At 61.3% G+C, this 15,280-nt stretch carries 14 protein-coding genes; 7 read left to right on the top strand and 7 right to left on the bottom strand.

What is annotated here, in order from left to right:
- Positions 1–17: 17 nt before the first annotated feature.
- Together GF111_RS02660 and GF111_RS02655 are read left to right on the top strand one after the other, a co-directional pair.
- Positions 18–443 (top strand): hypothetical protein, encoded by a 426-nt coding sequence (locus GF111_RS02660; RefSeq protein ID WP_049193395.1) that lies wholly within the window; start codon positions 18–20, stop codon positions 441–443.
- Between the two features lie 33 nt (positions 444–476).
- On the top strand, positions 477–812 hold the full coding sequence (locus GF111_RS02655; protein WP_147191800.1) for a hypothetical protein: 336 nt from the start codon (positions 477–479) through the stop codon (positions 810–812).
- Between the two features lie 37 nt (positions 813–849).
- On the opposite strand, the gene dcuR is transcribed toward GF111_RS02655, so the two are convergent.
- The 3 genes from dcuR to GF111_RS02640 form a co-directional block, all read right to left on the bottom strand.
- Complete coding sequence (gene dcuR / locus GF111_RS02650; RefSeq protein WP_038875679.1) at positions 850–1,569, bottom strand: two-component system response regulator DcuR; 720 nt, start codon at positions 1,567–1,569, stop codon at positions 850–852.
- On the bottom strand, positions 1,562–3,175 hold the full coding sequence (locus GF111_RS02645) for a sensor histidine kinase (RefSeq protein ID WP_038875676.1): 1,614 nt from the start codon (positions 3,173–3,175) through the stop codon (positions 1,562–1,564). Before GF111_RS02645 ends, dcuR begins: the two co-directional genes overlap by 8 nt.
- A 125-nt stretch (positions 3,176–3,300) precedes the next feature.
- The gene (locus GF111_RS02640; protein ID WP_147191798.1) at positions 3,301–4,143 is read right to left on the bottom strand and encodes a class I fructose-bisphosphate aldolase; all 843 of its coding nucleotides are present in this window, start codon (positions 4,141–4,143) and stop codon (positions 3,301–3,303) included.
- Between the two features lie 484 nt (positions 4,144–4,627).
- Here GF111_RS02640 and GF111_RS02635 point away from each other — a divergent pair, with 484 nt between their 5' ends.
- From GF111_RS02635 to GF111_RS02620, 4 genes are all read left to right on the top strand, one after another.
- Positions 4,628–5,557 (top strand): sugar ABC transporter substrate-binding protein, encoded by a 930-nt coding sequence (locus GF111_RS02635; RefSeq protein WP_033642730.1) that lies wholly within the window; start codon positions 4,628–4,630, stop codon positions 5,555–5,557.
- Positions 5,558–5,632: 75 nt separating this feature from the next.
- A complete protein-coding gene (locus GF111_RS02630; protein ID WP_038875672.1) occupies positions 5,633–7,117 on the top strand; it encodes a sugar ABC transporter ATP-binding protein in 1,485 nt (494 codons plus the stop codon).
- Positions 7,118–7,132: 15 nt separating this feature from the next.
- Positions 7,133–8,173 carry an ABC transporter permease gene (locus GF111_RS02625; RefSeq protein WP_102780036.1) on the top strand — a complete coding sequence of 347 codons (1,041 nt, stop codon included), beginning with the start codon at positions 7,133–7,135 and terminating at the stop codon, positions 8,171–8,173.
- A 63-nt stretch (positions 8,174–8,236) separates the two neighbouring features.
- Positions 8,237–9,157, top strand: a complete 921-nt coding sequence (locus GF111_RS02620) for a sugar ABC transporter substrate-binding protein (RefSeq protein ID WP_055317569.1) — start codon at positions 8,237–8,239, stop codon at positions 9,155–9,157.
- A 55-nt stretch (positions 9,158–9,212) separates the two neighbouring features.
- On the opposite strand, the gene GF111_RS02615 is transcribed toward GF111_RS02620, so the two are convergent.
- The gene (locus tag GF111_RS02615; RefSeq protein WP_071845248.1) at positions 9,213–10,418 is read right to left on the bottom strand and encodes an ISL3 family transposase; all 1,206 of its coding nucleotides are present in this window, start codon (positions 10,416–10,418) and stop codon (positions 9,213–9,215) included.
- A 196-nt stretch (positions 10,419–10,614) separates the two neighbouring features.
- Between GF111_RS02615 and GF111_RS02610 the strand changes: the two genes are divergently transcribed.
- The gene (locus tag GF111_RS02610; RefSeq protein ID WP_047727762.1) at positions 10,615–11,379 is read left to right on the top strand and encodes an SDR family oxidoreductase; all 765 of its coding nucleotides are present in this window, start codon (positions 10,615–10,617) and stop codon (positions 11,377–11,379) included.
- 29 nt (positions 11,380–11,408) lie between these two features.
- Here the strand turns inward: GF111_RS02610 and lhgO are convergent, their stop codons facing one another.
- The 3 genes from lhgO to GF111_RS02595 are packed head-to-tail and all read right to left on the bottom strand — an operon-like array spanning position 11,409 to position 15,270.
- Positions 11,409–12,599, bottom strand: a complete 1,191-nt coding sequence (gene lhgO, locus GF111_RS02605) for an L-2-hydroxyglutarate oxidase (protein ID WP_080490548.1) — start codon at positions 12,597–12,599, stop codon at positions 11,409–11,411.
- Positions 12,599–13,318: a FadR/GntR family transcriptional regulator gene (locus GF111_RS02600; protein ID WP_047727760.1), complete on the bottom strand. Its 720-nt coding sequence runs from the start codon at positions 13,316–13,318 to the stop codon at positions 12,599–12,601. Before GF111_RS02600 ends, lhgO begins: the two co-directional genes overlap by 1 nt.
- The gene (locus GF111_RS02595; RefSeq protein WP_047727759.1) at positions 13,315–15,270 is read right to left on the bottom strand and encodes a TRAP transporter permease; all 1,956 of its coding nucleotides are present in this window, start codon (positions 15,268–15,270) and stop codon (positions 13,315–13,317) included. Before GF111_RS02595 ends, GF111_RS02600 begins: the two co-directional genes overlap by 4 nt.
- Positions 15,271–15,280 lie beyond the last annotated feature (10 nt).

Genomic DNA, 15,280 nt, shown 5'->3' with positions numbered 1-15,280 from the left:
TTCATGGAGCTTGTGTATTGAAACTACCTTCGTTAATCGCTGCGGCGCTGGCGCTGCTGGCCTCATTTTGCAGTCAGGCGTTCATCGATCGCCATTCCTCGCCCGGCGCCTCGACGGAAAGTCCCTCTGCGGCGGGGTGTCCGGCGCGGCTGGATGGCTTGTTACAGCATGTTTGGTTGGCTGAACAGATTCAGGCGGAGCGCGTGCAGCTGGCGCTGCTGCGTGCGGAGCGGGAAGCGTTGGAAATCCGGTTGCAAACGCAGGAAGCGGCGAGACCTTCCGCGCAGGGGCATCAGAGCGCCCGATCGGCCTGTGAGCAGGGTGCCGATATCGTCCGCTGCCTGTCGCTGCGTCTGCGGCGGACGTCTCTGACGGGGCCGCATCGGCCGTTTGTCGGCGTTTATTGCCGCGCCTGGCTGAATGGCCGGCCGCTGAATTGCTAAAGATGAGAACAGGGATTTGTCAGGAGTTTATCGATGAAAAGGCTAGTGTTGGTCGGCGCGGCCCTGTGTTGCGCCTGCTTTGCGCAGGCGCGGGTGGATTTGGAATACCACGCGGCGCCGCCGAAGGACAATAAAGTCCCCGAGGAGTACCAGAAAAAACGCAGCGCGCTGCGCCACAAGGTGTGGAATGTCGACAGCCTGACGCAGGCCAATGAGCAGGCGATCGCGCGTGAGCAGCAGCGCGAGGCCGCAGAAGCCGCCAAGCGGCAGCAGCGTCACCTGGAGCAGCAGCAGAAAAAGCAGCGCTGCCTGCGGAGACACTCGAAAGATCCTCACCGCGAGGCGAAGTGTTACATGCACAACTTCTAGCTTTCAACGTCCGGGCGCTTGCAGCGCCCGGCGTCGTTTATGCCGGGCGGCAATGCTCTTTCAGCATGGCGATCGCGTCCGGCTTCAGCTGATACAGATAGACCGGGCGGCCGGTGGCGCCGTACAAAATACGGGTGCCGAGAATGCCGCTCTCCGCCAGATAGATGAGGTACTTGCGGCAGGACACCCGCGAAATGCCGATGGCGTTGGCCAGGTTGTCGGTGGAGAATTCGCTGTCGTGCTGCTGTTCTATCCACTCGCAGACCGTGCTCAGGGTGATGCTGGTCAGGCCCTTCGGCAGCTTTTTGCTCTCCTGGCCGCCGGGCTGGCGGCGCAGCAGGCTGTCGACGTCGGCTTGCGAAAACTCGCGCTGCGCCAGCAGCTGCGACTGCTGCCGGTAGTGGCTCAGCGCCTCTTTGAAGCGGCTGAACTGGAACGGCTTGATCAGGTAATCCACCACGCCGTAGTGCAGCGCCTTTTGCACCGTGTTCACATCGCTGGCGGAAGAGATGATGATCACATCGGTCTTCTCGCCCAGTTCGCGCAGGCCGGGCAGCAGATCCAGCCCGTTCTCCTGCTGCATGTAGATATCCAGCAGCACCAGATCGATGCTGACGCTGGCGTCGGCCAGCAGGGCGCGCGCCTGGCTCAGAGTGGCGACCGTCGCCTGGCAGTGAAAACCGCTGACCTGGCTCAGGTAGTATTTGTTCAGCTCTGCCACCATCGGGTCGTCGTCGACAATCAGTACGTTAATCATGGGTTCTGCTCTTGGCCTGATAGGGAAGGTGCACGAAAAATTGGGTCAGCTCGCCCGGTTCGGATTCGAAATCGATGCTGCCCCCCAGTTTCTCCAGATGGCTGCGGATCAGCGCCAGGCCAATGCCGCGTCCCGTTCCCTTGGTAGAAAATCCGTGTTCGAAGATGCGCGCGCCGATCGCCGGATCGATGCCGGGGCCGTCGTCGCTGACGATACAGTGTAATTGATCGTCGTGGTGATGGAAGCTCAGGCCGATCTCGTGGCCCTCAACGCCGTCGATGGCGTCGATGGCGTTTTCGATCAGGTTGCCGAGCACGCTGATCAGCACATGGGTGGTTTCCGCATCGTCGGTTTCCGGCAGCAGGCTGGTTTCCTCGATGGTCAGCTCAACGCCGGCTTCGTGGGCGCGGCTGATCTTGCCGATGAAGAAGCCCGCCACTTCCGGCGAGTGAATCTTGCGCAGCAGCGCGCCGATCTCTTCCTGATAGTTGCTGGCGGTATTGATGATGTAGTTTTCCAACTGCTGGTAGGCCTTCATGTGCAGCATGCCGAGTATCACGTGCAGCTTGTTCATAAATTCGTGCGACTGCACCCGTAGCGCATCGGCGTAGTGCGCCATGCCGCTCAGGCGCTGCAGCAGGCGGCTGACTTCGGTCTTGTCGCGGAAGGTGGCGATGGCGCCGGTCACCTGGCCGTTGACGATCACCGGGACGGTATTGGTCAGCAGTTCGCTGCCGTTGAAGTTGATCTGCCGATCGCGCAGCGGTTTGCCGCTGCCCAGCACCTCCGCCAGATGCAGCTGCGCCGGCCAATGCTTGCTGGCGGCTTCCAGCAGCAGGTTTTCCACCGGGCCGCTTTGGCGCAGCAGGCGCTTGGCCTCGTCGTTGACGATGGTGATGCGGGATTCATTATCGACCGCGATCACGCCTTCTTTAATCGATTGCAGCATGGCGTTGCGCTGTTCGAACAGGTTGGAGATTTCGTAAGGCTCGAAACCCAACATGATGCGCTTGAGTGCGGAGACCAGGAAGAAGGTGCCCAGGCTGCCGACCAGCGCGGCGAAGGCGATGGTCCAATAGATGATCCAGCGGCTTTCCGCCACCACCCGCTGCACGGTATCCAGCGCGATGCCGAGCGCCACCACGCCGATTTGCTGTTTCTGCGCGTCATACACCGGCACGAACACCCGCAGCGCCGGGGCCAGCGTGCCGCGGTTGATGGCGCTGTTGACGTTGCCTTGCAGCGCGGGCGCCAGATCGTCGCCGATAAAATGCTTGCCGATCAGCCAGGGTTTGGGGTGCGAATAGCGGATGCCCTGCATATCCACCACCACCACGAACAGCAGCTCGTTTTGATGGCGCACCTGCTCGGCGAAGCGCTGAATGGCGCCGCTTTGGTCGCGCCGCTGCAGACCGTCAACCACCGTGCTGGAGAGCGCCAGCGTATTGGCGACGGCGATGGCTTTCTGCTGCAGCTGATCTTGCCCCTCGCGGCTCATCTGTACGAAAAACAGCGCGAACACCACCAGCAGCACCGAAGCGATGATGGCGGACACCATCAGCGTGATGGAGGTGCTCAGCTTGAGCGGCACCCGTTGTTTTGGCATGGCGGTTCTCCGAATGGCGATATCACGGCGTATTCTAGCGAGGAATGAGGCAAGCTGCAGTTACCGGCAGCAGGTTATAGCATGCTGCCGGGGAGCGGGGGGCTTATTTTAGTTACAAAAGCGGGTCACTGCTGGTGGTAGATCTCCAGCGCCTGTTGGCCGCTGGCACCCTGATGGATGATTGCCATCAACGCACGCACCACCTGCGACGGATTGCTGTGTTGATAGACGTTGCGGCCGTAAACCATGCCGGAGGCGCCCTGGGCCATCAGCGCGGCGGATTTCTCCAGCACCGGCCCCAGCTCCCCCTTGCCGCCGCCGCGCACCAGCGTCGGGCAGCGCGCCGCTTCCACCACGCGGTGGAAATCTTCCACCCGTTCGGTCGGGTCGGCCTTGATGATGTCGGCGCCCAGCTCGCGCGCAAGCCGCACCAGCGGCACGATCTTCTCCACGTCGCCGAGCGAGCCGTAGGCGGCGCCCTGGCCGGCCGGGGCCATCACCAGTGGTTCGATCATCAGCGGCATGGCGTATTGATCGCAGGCGTGGCGCAGGCGGCCGATGTTCTCCACGCACTGGCGGAAAATGCCGGGCTCATCCGGGATCATATACAGATTGACCACCACCGCGGCGGCGTCCATTTGCAGCGCCGCGAGGATCGGCGCCTCCGGGTTGTGCAGCACCGCCCACATTTCGCGGTGGCGCGCGGCGTTATAGGCGTTGCCGACGTCGGTGCGCATCACCAGCGCCGGTTTTTCGCGCTGCGGCACGCGCTGCAGCAGATCCGCCTGGCCGTAGTTGACCTGAATGGCGTCAGGGCGCGCGGCGATCAGGTTGTCCATCACCCGTTCGATATCTTCCAGGCCGATCAAGAAATCCGGTTCGTTGGCGATGCCGTGATCGATCGCCACATCCAGGCACTTGCCGTTGTTGAACAGGCGGTTCATCCGCACCTTACTGCTGAGCTGCATGTCAGGTCCTCCTGAGATAGGGATATGTCCATTATTGCCGAGTAAGGATGGTCGGGAAACGCGGAAACCGCAAACTGCGTGGCCGCTCGCAGTTTTTGCCGGCGCACGAAAGGGGGACCTTTGCCGGCGGCTTTCATTTCATTTGTTAGATCCGTGTCATGTTTTTGTTAATAAGCCATTCCAAAATGCATGTTTCGCTTGTTTGGGTTAAAAAGTTTCAATAATCTAAATTATGAAATAAACATTTAAAAACGCGCTGAAGGTGCCGTTTTCTGTGCCAGGGGTTTATTTCAATTGATTGTTTTTAATCTGTTTTGAGATCTTGATCACCATTTTCCTAACGACCTTTATACGGCGATAACGCGGTAAATTCGCCGTATCAAAGGGATAACACCGACCGTATTGTTGTTTGAATGTAAAAAATATTTTTCATTAGCTGTCAACCAACAGACCTCTTCATTCTAACGATTAAAGGGTAACGAACATGAAGCTGAAGAAACTGATCGCCGCCTCGGTACTGATGTGCATGCTGCCGGCCAGCGTGTTGGCGAAAGACATCAAGATCGGCGTTTCCATGGCTTACTTCGATGACAACTTCCTCACCATTCTGCGCCAGTCGATGCAAAACAAAATGAAGGCCGACGGTAACGTCAGCGGCCAGTTCGAAGACGCCAAAGGTGACATCGCGCAGCAAATTCAACAAATCGAAAACTTCGTCAGCCAGGGCGTCGACGCCATCATCCTGAATCCGGTGGATACCCAGGGCGTCAAGCCGATGATTAAGCTGGCCGAGAAGGCCAAGATCCCGCTGGTGTTCGTCAACCGCAAGCCGGAAGTGGCGCTGCCGGCCGGCATGGCCTACGTCGGCTCCGACTCCAAGCTGGCCGGCAAGCTGCAGATGGAAGCGCTGGCCAAGTTGATGAACGGCAAGGGCAACGTAATGATCCTGATGGGTGAGCTGTCGAGTGAAGCCACGCGCGACCGCACTCGCGGCGTGGAAGAGGTGGCGGCCAACTATCCCGGCATCAAAATAGTCGACAAGCAAACCGCCAAGTTCTTCCGCAAAGAGGCGGTGGACGTTACCACCGACTGGATTTTGTCCGGCCAGCAGATCGATGCCATCGCCTCCAACAACGACGAAATGGCCATCGGCGCTATTTTGGCGCTGAAGCAGGCCAAGAAATCCGGCGTGCTGGTGGCCGGCGTTGACGGCACGCCGGACGCGCTGGAGTTCATCAAGAAGGGCGATCTGGCGTTGAGCGTGTTCCAGGACGCCAAAGGCCAGGGCGAAGGCGCGGTGCAGACCGCCGTTCAGCTGGTGAAAGGCGAGAAAGTGGAGAGCAACGTGCTGATCCCTTACCAGCTGATCACCCAGGCCAATTACCAGCAATTCGCCGATAAAAACAAGAAATAAGCCTTGAAGCCCGCCGCGGGCGCCGGTGTGGGGCGAGCGCGGCGGAAAACGTGGGTCAGTGCGGAGGTAAGCGGTATGTACCCTTATGTTCTTGAGGCCGAAGGCATCAGCAAGCAGTTCCCCGGCGTCAAAGCGCTGGATAAGGTCTCGATTAAAATCAAACCCGGCAGCGTGCACGCGCTGATGGGGGAAAACGGCGCGGGTAAATCGACGCTGATGAAATGTCTGATCGGCATCTACCATCCGGACGAAGGCTCGATCAAAATCAAAGGTCGGCCGGTCACCTTCAGCGACACGCTGCAGGCGCTGCATTCGGGCATTTCCATGATCCACCAGGAGCTGAACCTGGTGCCCTACATGACGGTGGCGGAAAACATCTGGCTGGGGCGCGAGCCGGCGCGGCTGGGGTTCGTCAACCACGAACAGCTGAACGAACAGACCCGCGAACTGCTGGCGCGGCTGAACATCAAACTGCAGCCGGAAACGCTGGTGGGCGAGCTGAGCATCGCCAACCAACAGATGGTGGAGATCGCCAAGGCGGTATCCTACAACGCCGATGTGCTGATCATGGACGAACCGACCTCGGCGCTGACCGAAGGCGAAGTGGTGCACCTGTTTGCCATCATTCGCGAACTGCGCGAGCAGGGCAAAGGCATCATCTATATCAGCCACAAGATGGATGAGATCTTCGCCATCACCGACGAAGTGAGCATCTTCCGCGACGGCACCTTCATCGCCTGCGACAAAACCGCAAACCTGACCAAACAGTCGCTGATCACCATGATGGTGGGGCGCGAACTGACGCAGATGTTCCCCAAATTCAACAACAATATCGGCGAGGAAGTGCTGCGGGTGGCGGGGCTGCGCCGCAGCGGCTGGTTCCATGACGTGTCGTTCAGCGTCAAGCGCGGCGAGATCCTCGGCGTCGCCGGGCTGGTGGGTGCCGGGCGCAGCGAAGTGATGGAGAGCCTGTTCGGCATGCACCCGGCGGACGGCGGCGAGATCTTTATCGAAGGCCAGGCGGTGAAAGTGGATTCCCCGGCGAAGGCGATCGAGAGCGGGCTGGCGTTCCTCACCGAAGACCGCAAAAAATCCGGCCTGTTTCTGGTGCTGTCGGTGGTCGAGAACATGAGCATCGTCAACCTGTCGGAATACATCGGCAAGAACGGTTTCGTCAGCCACGTGCAGATGGCCAAAGATTGCATGGATCAGATTAAAAAGCTCAACATCAAAACGCCGACCATGGATCAGATCATCAATAACCTCAGCGGCGGCAACCAGCAGAAGGTATTGATCGCGCGCTGGCTGCTGGCGCAGCCGAAAATCCTGATCCTCGACGAACCGACGCGCGGCATCGACGTGGGGGCGAAAGCGGAAATCTACCGCCTGATCAGCGAGCTGGCCAACCGCGGCGTCGCCATCATTCTGGTCTCTTCCGAGCTGCCGGAGATCCTCGGCATGAGCGATCGGGTAATGGTGATGCACGGCGGCCGCATCACCGGCATTTTGGACAAAGACGACGCGGACCAGGAGAAGATCCTGGCGCTGGCCTCAGAATAACGAAGGGTGAACATCATGAGTAACGTAAAGATTGAGAAGCCGCTCTCCGCCGATTCAACGGACAAGGGAACGCTGTTCTCCGGGCTGAGCGGCAAAATGCCGAAGGATACCGGCATCTTCATCGTGATGATCGGCATCGCGCTGATCTTCGAAATCCTCGGCTGGTACCTGCGCGATCAGTCGTTCCTGCTGAATCCGAACCGCCTGCTGCTGATCGTGCTGCAGGTGGCGATCATCGGCATCATCGCGGTGGGCGTCACCCAGGTGATCATCACCACCGGCATCGATCTCTCCTCCGGCTCGCTGATTGCGCTGACCGCGGTGGTGGCGGCCAGCCTGGCGCAGACCTCGGACAGCATCTCGCCGATGTATCCGGGGTTGCTCGATCTGCCGGCGGCGATCCCGATCGGCGCGGGGATCGGGGTGGGCATCGTCTGCGGCTTTATCAACGGCTTCCTGATCACCCGCACCGGTATTCCGCCGTTCATCGCCACGCTGGGGATGATGGTGTCGGCGCGCGGCCTGGCGCAGTACTACACCAAGGGCAACCCGGTCAGCTTCCTGTCGGACGGCTTCACGTCAATCGGCCAGGGCGCGATGCCGGTGATCATCTTCCTGGTGATTGCGGTGATCTTCCATATCGCACTCAAGCACACCCGCTACGGCAAATACATCTACGCCATCGGCGGCAACATGACCTCGGCGCGGGTCTCCGGCATCAACGTCAATAAGTACCTGGTGACGGTTTATACCATCGCCGGCGGCCTGGCGGGGTTGGCGGGCGTGGTGCTGGCGGCGCGCGTCAGCAGCGGCCAGTCGAGCATGGGGATGTCCTACGAGCTGGACGCCATCGCCGCGGCGGTGATCGGCGGCAGCAGCCTGATGGGCGGCGTCGGGCGCATCACCGGCACGCTGATCGGCGCGGTGATCCTCGGCCTGATCAAAAGCGGCTTCACCTTTATCGGCGTCGATTCTTACATTCAGGACATCATCAAAGGCGTGATTATCGTTGCCGCCGTGTCGATCGACATGCGGCGCAACCGTAAAAAACACTGATTGCCGTGAATTGCCGCCGGCGCCAGGGTTGGCCGGCGGCGTTTTTTTACCGGGGGACACATCATGAATTACCTGAAAGGGCTGTGGCTGGCGGTGGCGCTGTGCGCGTCTACCCCGGCATGGGCGCAAACCATCGGCGTGTCGATGGCCTATTTCGACCAGAACTTCCTCACCATCATCCGCCAGGCGATCGACAAGGAGGCCAAGGCGCGCGGCATCACCGTGCAGTTTGAGGACGCGCGCGGCGACGTCGGCCGCCAGACCGATCAGGTGCAGAGCTTTATCAGCGCCGGGGTGGACGCGATTATCGTCGATCCGGTCAACTCGGCCAGCACGCCGGTGATGACCAAAATGGTCCAGGCCGCCGGCGTGCCGCTGGTGTACGTGAACCGAACGCCGGGCGACGCCAAACTGCCCCAGGGCGTGGTGTTCGTCGGCTCCGACGAGCGGGAATCCGGCACGCTGCAGATGGAAGAGCTGGCGCGGCTGGCCGGCTATCAGGGCAACGTGGCGGTGATGATCGGCAACCTGACCGACGCCGGCGCGCTGCAGCGCACCAAAGACGTGGAGCAGGTGGTGAGCAAGTACCCGAAAATGAAGGTGGTGCAGAAGCAGAGTGCCAACTATTCACGCAGTGAAGGCATGGATCTGATGATGAACTGGCTGACCAACGGCGAAGCGATCGACATCGTCGCCGCCAACAACGACGAGATGGCGATCGGCGCAATCATGGCGCTGCAGCAGGCGGGCAAGGCGGGCAAGAAAGTGCTGATCGGCGGCATCGACGCCACGCCGGACGGCCTCAAGGCGCTGGCCTCCGGCAAGATGCAGGTCACGGTGTTCCAGGACGCGGTCGGGCAGGGCAAAACCTCGGTCGATGTGGCGCAGCGCATGATCAACGGTGAAAAGCTCGAGCCGTATTACTGGATCCCGTTCGAGCTGGTGACGCCGGCCACGATGCAGAAGTATGCGGCCAGGCCGTGAGTTAACCGTCAGATTCGCGTTGCCGGGGCGCTGCTTGCAGCGCCTTTTTTATGGTTCATCGCGCTTTACCGGGGAACGCTGCTTTGATTTTCAGGAAGAAGTAAGCGTTATCCCGGTATCCATAGGCCATCCGCTTCATCACTTTTATCTTATTGTTCATCCCTTCCAGCACGCTGGTATTCAACCTGTGTCTGGCACTCGCGATGATGCCACCGGCATACCCTTTCAGTTTCTCGGCGAAGTGTTGCAACGCCTTGATTCCGCTTTCCTGAGACTGCCTGTACCAGCTTACCCAGCGTCTCTGCGCCTCTTGTTCACTCGGGGCGTACCACAGTTCTTTCAGCGCTGTTTTCATCAGCCAGACCACATTCAACGGCTGATTCGCCTCCAGCAACTCCGTGAGCTTTACCTCATGCCCTTCGGGCAGGTTTTCTGGGTTGCGCAGCAGCAGCCAGCGGCTGCGTTTGATGACCTGACGCGATTTTGGGTTATCACGGAGTTGATTGGCCTGGTCGACGCGGACCCGGTCGATAACCTCCCGGCCATACTTTGCCACCACATGGAACAAGTCATAGACCACTTCCGCCTGCGGGCAGTGATGCCTGACCTCCAGGTCTAACGCCGTATTCATATCCATGGCGACAGACTGGATAGCGGCACAGCCTTCAGCGCCCAGCCAGACGAAGAAGGGGCGGAAGGCCGCTCTGCTGCGGCCTTCGCCCACCCACAACACCTGTTGCGTATCCGCATCCATCACCACGGTGGCATAGCGATGTCCTTTGAACAGGGCGAACTCATCCATCACCAGACGGCGGAGGGTATGGCGCTGCGGCTCTGTCCGTTCCCGCAGCAGACGCCGGTAGTCGATATTCTTGACCGTATGCCAGTGCAGGCCGGTGAGTTGTGCAACGTGCTTAATCGGCAGTAAACGGGTCAATGACTCAACCCATACGGATAGCATCGTGGTATATCTCTGGCGTTCAGGCAACCAGCTGATTTTTTCGGTGGTGACCCCGCAATGGGGGCAACACAGGCGCCGGACGGGGACGTTGAGCCAGACGACCCAATCGAGCAGCTGGCGTTCACGCACTCGGCGGAAGGAAACATCATGCACAACAGGCACCCGCCGCTCACAACGACGACAACAGGGCATGACGGCAGCGTCAGGCTGGAGCTGGATAAGCAGGGAGTTGGCAGAAGGATGCGAGAAGGAATTGACGATAAAGCCTTCCCAGAACAGGGAGCAAAGGTTAGCATTCATAGTGACGGCAGTTTTGAAGGTTTAGGGTGTGTTTTGGCGAATACAAACCTAAACGTTCTGACTGCCGTTTTCTATTGGTTCACGCTAAAGCGCGATGAACCTTTTTTATTGGCGTCAGTTACATGTCCGTTTGCGGCCAGCGCGGCGCGGGATCTTGCTTCACACTGAGGATCTTTAAACCGCGTGAGGATGAGCGATGAACGCATTGAACGGCAAGGTGGCGGTGATCGGCGGCGCCAGTTCGGGGATCGGCAGGGCGGCGGCGCTGCTGTTCGCCCGCCAGGGGGCTGCGCTGGTGTTGGGCGCCCGGCGTGAGCGGCTGTTGGCGGAGCTGGTGGAGGACATTCGGCGCGAGGGCGGCCGGGCGCTCGCGGTGGCGGGCGACGTGCGCGATGAAGCCTTCGCCGAACGGCTGACGGCGACGGCGGTCGACGAATTCGGCGGGCTGGATATCGCCTTCAACAACGCCGGCGCGCTGGGGCCGCTGGGGCCGTCGCTGGCACTCACCGCGCCAGAATGGCGCGAGGTGCTGGAAACCAACCTGTCCAGCGCCTACTACGGCGCCAAATATCAAATCCCCGCCATGCTGGCGCGCGGCGCGGGCTCGGTGATTTTCACCTCCACCTTCGTCGGCCACACCGCGGCGTTTCCCGGCACGGCGGCCTATGCGGCCGGCAAGTCGGGGCTGATCGGCCTGACGCAGGCGCTGGCGGTGGAGTTCGGCGGGCGCGGCATTCGGGTGAACGCACTGCTGCCGGGCGGCACCGATACGGCGATGGGCCGGCAGATGAGCAATACCCCGGAGGCGCTGGCGCAGGTGGCCGAACTGCACGCGCTGAAGCGGCTGGCGGTGCCGGAGGAGATCGCGCAGGCGGCGCTGTATCTGGCGTCTGACGCCTCCTCATTCGTCACCGGCACCGCGATGCTGGTGGACGGCGGCGTGTCCATCCAGCGCGGCTGAGGCCACGGGCGCCGTGGCCTCAGCGGGCGTCAGAAAGCGGACAGGTGGCGGCGCACGATCTCGCGGCCGATCTCCAGCGAGGCAGTCGCCGCCGGAGAAGGGGCATTGCACACGTGCAGCGAGCGTTTCCCCTGCACGAAATGGAAGTCGTCCACCAGCTTGCCGTCGGCGGTCAGCGCCTGAGCGCGCACGCCGGCCGGGCCGGGCCGAATATCCTGCTCCTGCAGCGCCGGGATCAGCCGACGGGCGTTCTCGGCAAAGCGGCGGCGCGACAGCGAACGGCGCATTTCCGCCAGCCCTTCGCCGAGGTAGTTGCCGGCGATTTTCCAAAAGCCGCGATAGCCGAGCACCTCGCTCAGATCGCGCAGGCTGAAGTCGCATTTGCGGTAGCCTTCGCGTTTGAAGGCCAGCACCGCATTGGGGCCGACGTCGCGTTTGCCGTTATACATGCGGGTAAAGTGCACGCCGAGGAAAGGGAAATCCGGGTTGGGCACCGGGTAGATCAGATGGTTGACCAGGTGGTTTTTCGCGTCGTCCAACACATAGTATTCACCGCGGAACGGCACGATCTTCATGCCGGTTTCGTAACCGGCCAGTTTGGCGATGCGATCGCTGAACAGCCCCGCGCAGTTGATCAGCAGCCGTCCCTCGAAGGTGTCGCCGGCGGCGGTGACGGTGACGCCGGTGGCGTGCTCGCGGAGGGCCTCAACTTGATGGCCGTAGGCGATCTCGCCGCCGCGTCGCACAATGATCTCCGCCAGCTTGGCGGCCACCTCCGCGTAGTTGACGATGCCGGCGTCGGGCACCAGCAGCGCTTCAAGGCCATTGACGTGCGGTTCGCGCTCCCGCAGCTGCGCCTGTGACAGCCGGGTGACCTGCAGGCCGTTTTGCAGGCCGCGCTGATAGATGTTCTCCAGCCGATCCAGTTCGTTTAGCTGGGTGGCGACAATCACCTTGCCGCATTGGTCGTGATACAGGTCGTGTTCGCGGCAGAAGGCGAACATGCTGCGGTTGCCCTGTTTTGCCAACTGCGCTTTCAGGCTGCCGGGCGTGTAGTAAATGCCGGAATGCACCACGTTGCTGTTGTGGCCGCTTTGGTGCGCCGCCGGGCCGCGTTCTTTTTCCAGGATCAGAATGCGCCGCTGCGGATCCGCTTCCTGCAGCGCATTCACCACGCCGAGCCCCACCAGGCCGGCTCCGATAACGATCGCGTCGTACATCACGGCTCTTGCTCCTCGTTTTCCAGGCGGCGTAATTTGCCGCGTACGTTGTTCAGATGGCTTTGCATGGCGGCGGTGGCCGCCGCCGCATCGCCGTCGCGAATGGCGATAAACACCCGCTCATGTTCGTCGATCACCCGCTGGCGCTCGGCCTGCCGCCCTAGGTTTTTGCTGAGCGAGTACACCAGCACCCCCAGATACAGTTCGTGCATATTATCGAGGATCTGCACGAAAAAGGGGTTATGCGAAGCCTGCATGATGGCGCGGTGGAACAGGTAGTCCTGCCGATAGCCGATCTGGCCGTCGTGCAGCGTACAGTGACGAAAGGCGAGGTGCGCCTGTTCGATCGCCTGCAATTCCTGTTCGGTACGGCGCTCGGCGGCCATGCGCGCCGCCTGCTGCTCCATGACCTCGCGCATTTCCAGCAGCGCTTCCACCTCGCGGTGGTCGGCTACCTCCATCACCAGCGGTTCGTATTTGCTCAGCAGCGAATGCTGTTCCACCCGGTGGCCGCCGCCCTGGCGTGAGGAGATGATGCCGCTGACCTCCAGCACGCCGAGCGCCTCGCGCACCGGCACCCGGCTGACGCCGAACGCGTCCGCCAACACGTTTTCCGACGGCAGCTTCTCGCCGACCGGAAAGGTGCCGTCGTTGATGCCGGCTTTCAGCTGCGCCAGCACCTGATGAGAGGCTTTCTGGCGCGTGACCTTGCGGATCATGACGCGCCTCCCGGCAGCGCGGCGCGCTGTTTATAGCGCAGCAGGTGCATGGCGGCGGCGGCGGCGATCAGGGCCGCACCGCCCAGATCGGTCATCAGGCCCGGTTTGATCAGTAAAATCGCCGCCGCGGTAAACAGCACCCGCTCCAGCCAGTGGGTCTTTATCAGCCAGAAATTGGCGCTGGCGATCGACAGGGCGTAGATCCCCACCAGCGCGCTGATCACCATATGCAGCACCGACAGCGGGTTGAGATCGTCGCCCTGCATCAACAGCATCGGGTTGTAGACCAGAATGAACGGGATGATAAAGCCCGGCAGCGCCAGCCGCACCGCGTCCCACGAGGTTTGCATCGGATCGGCGCGGGCGATGCTGGCGGCGGTGTAGCTGGCCAGCGCCACCGGCGGCGTGATGTTGGACAACGCGCCGAACCAGAACACGAAGAAATGCGCCGCCAGCGGCAGCACGCCGGCTTTGATCAGGATCGGCGACACAGTCACCGCTACCACGATGTAGAGCGCGGTCGAGGGTAGCCCCATGCTGAGCACGATGCACACCAGCATCACCACCAGCAGGATCATCCACAGGGTGTTGTCGGTCATGGCGACGATGTTGAACGCCAGCGTGGAGCCGATGCCGGTCATGGTCACCACGCAGATGATTACGCCGATGGCGGCGCAGGCGATGGTGACCTGGATCGAGCCGCGCGCCGCGTCATTCAAGGCCAGCGCGATTTTTTTCGGCGTCATGCGCACCGAACTGTCGGGGGTGAGCCAGCTGGCGACGATGATGGCAATGATGCCGAGGAAGCCGGCATAGATCGGCGTTTTGCCCAGCAGCAGCGTGCCGATGACGATGACGAGCGGCAGCAGCAGCAGCCCGCGCGCCTTCAGCACCGCGCGCACCTGAGGGATGTTCTCCTTGTTGATGCCTTTCAGGCCCTGTTTCTTGGCTTCCAGATCGATAGCCATGATCAGCGCGGCGTAATAGAGCAGCGCCGGCACGATGGCGGCGATGACGATGGTGGTGTACGAGATGCCGAGGAAGCCGGCCATGATAAACGCCGCCGCGCCCATGATGGGGGGCATGATCATGCCGCCGGTGGAGGCGGTGGCTTCCACGGCGCCGGCGAAGCGGGACGACAGCCCGATGCTTTTCATCAGCGGAATGGTGAAGGTGCCGGTGGTGGCGACATTGGCTACCGCGCTGCCGCTCAACGAGCCGGTCAGTGCCGACGAGATCACCGCCACCTGGGCCGGGCCGCCGCGGCGGCGTCCGGCGGCGGCCAGCGCCAGATCGTTGAACAGCGCGGTTGCGCCGCTGACGCTGAGAAAGGCGCCGAACAGAATAAACACCACGATGGCCGTGGAGGCGGTGGACAGGGTGATGCCGAAAATCCCCTCGCCGGTCATGAACAGCCGATACAGCAGGCGTTCTACCGAGAAGCCCCCGTGGCCGAAGATGCCCATGAAGTATTGCCCGAACAGCGCATAGAGAATGGCGAAGCTCGCCAGGCCGGGGATGAAATAGCCGGTGGTGCGCCGCGCGGCTTCGAACAGCACGCCGATACCGATCGCCGCCATCACATAGTCGGTGGCGTTGGGGATGCTCTTGCGCACCACGTGCAGATCGAGGTAGTTAACGTAGAAATAGCCGTAGCTGACCAGCGTCAGGATGATGAACAGATAGTCCCAGCGGTTGAAGCTGCGGGTGGCGTACCGGGCCGAGAAGGGGAACAGGATAAAGCCCAGGATCAGAATGCCGCTCAGGAAAGTGGTGTTGCGGTAGAACTCCTGCGTGTTGGACAGCGCGTTGGCGTAGATGGCATAGGCGGAGATGGCGATCGCGAGGACGGTTGCCAGCTGCAAATAGACGCCGCTCAGCGGCCGGTTGCCGGCGCCGGCTTCTTTGTCCAGATCGACGGCGGGCTGCGGTGAAGAAGAGTGAGTGCTCATACGTCCTCCT

This window comes from Serratia sp. HRI, assembly GCF_010119335.3.
GTDB classification, from domain to species: Bacteria; Pseudomonadota; Gammaproteobacteria; order Enterobacterales; family Enterobacteriaceae; genus Serratia; species Serratia nevei.
Note: the sequence above shows the minus strand (reverse complement) of the source record. Positions and strands in the feature narration are given on the sequence as shown.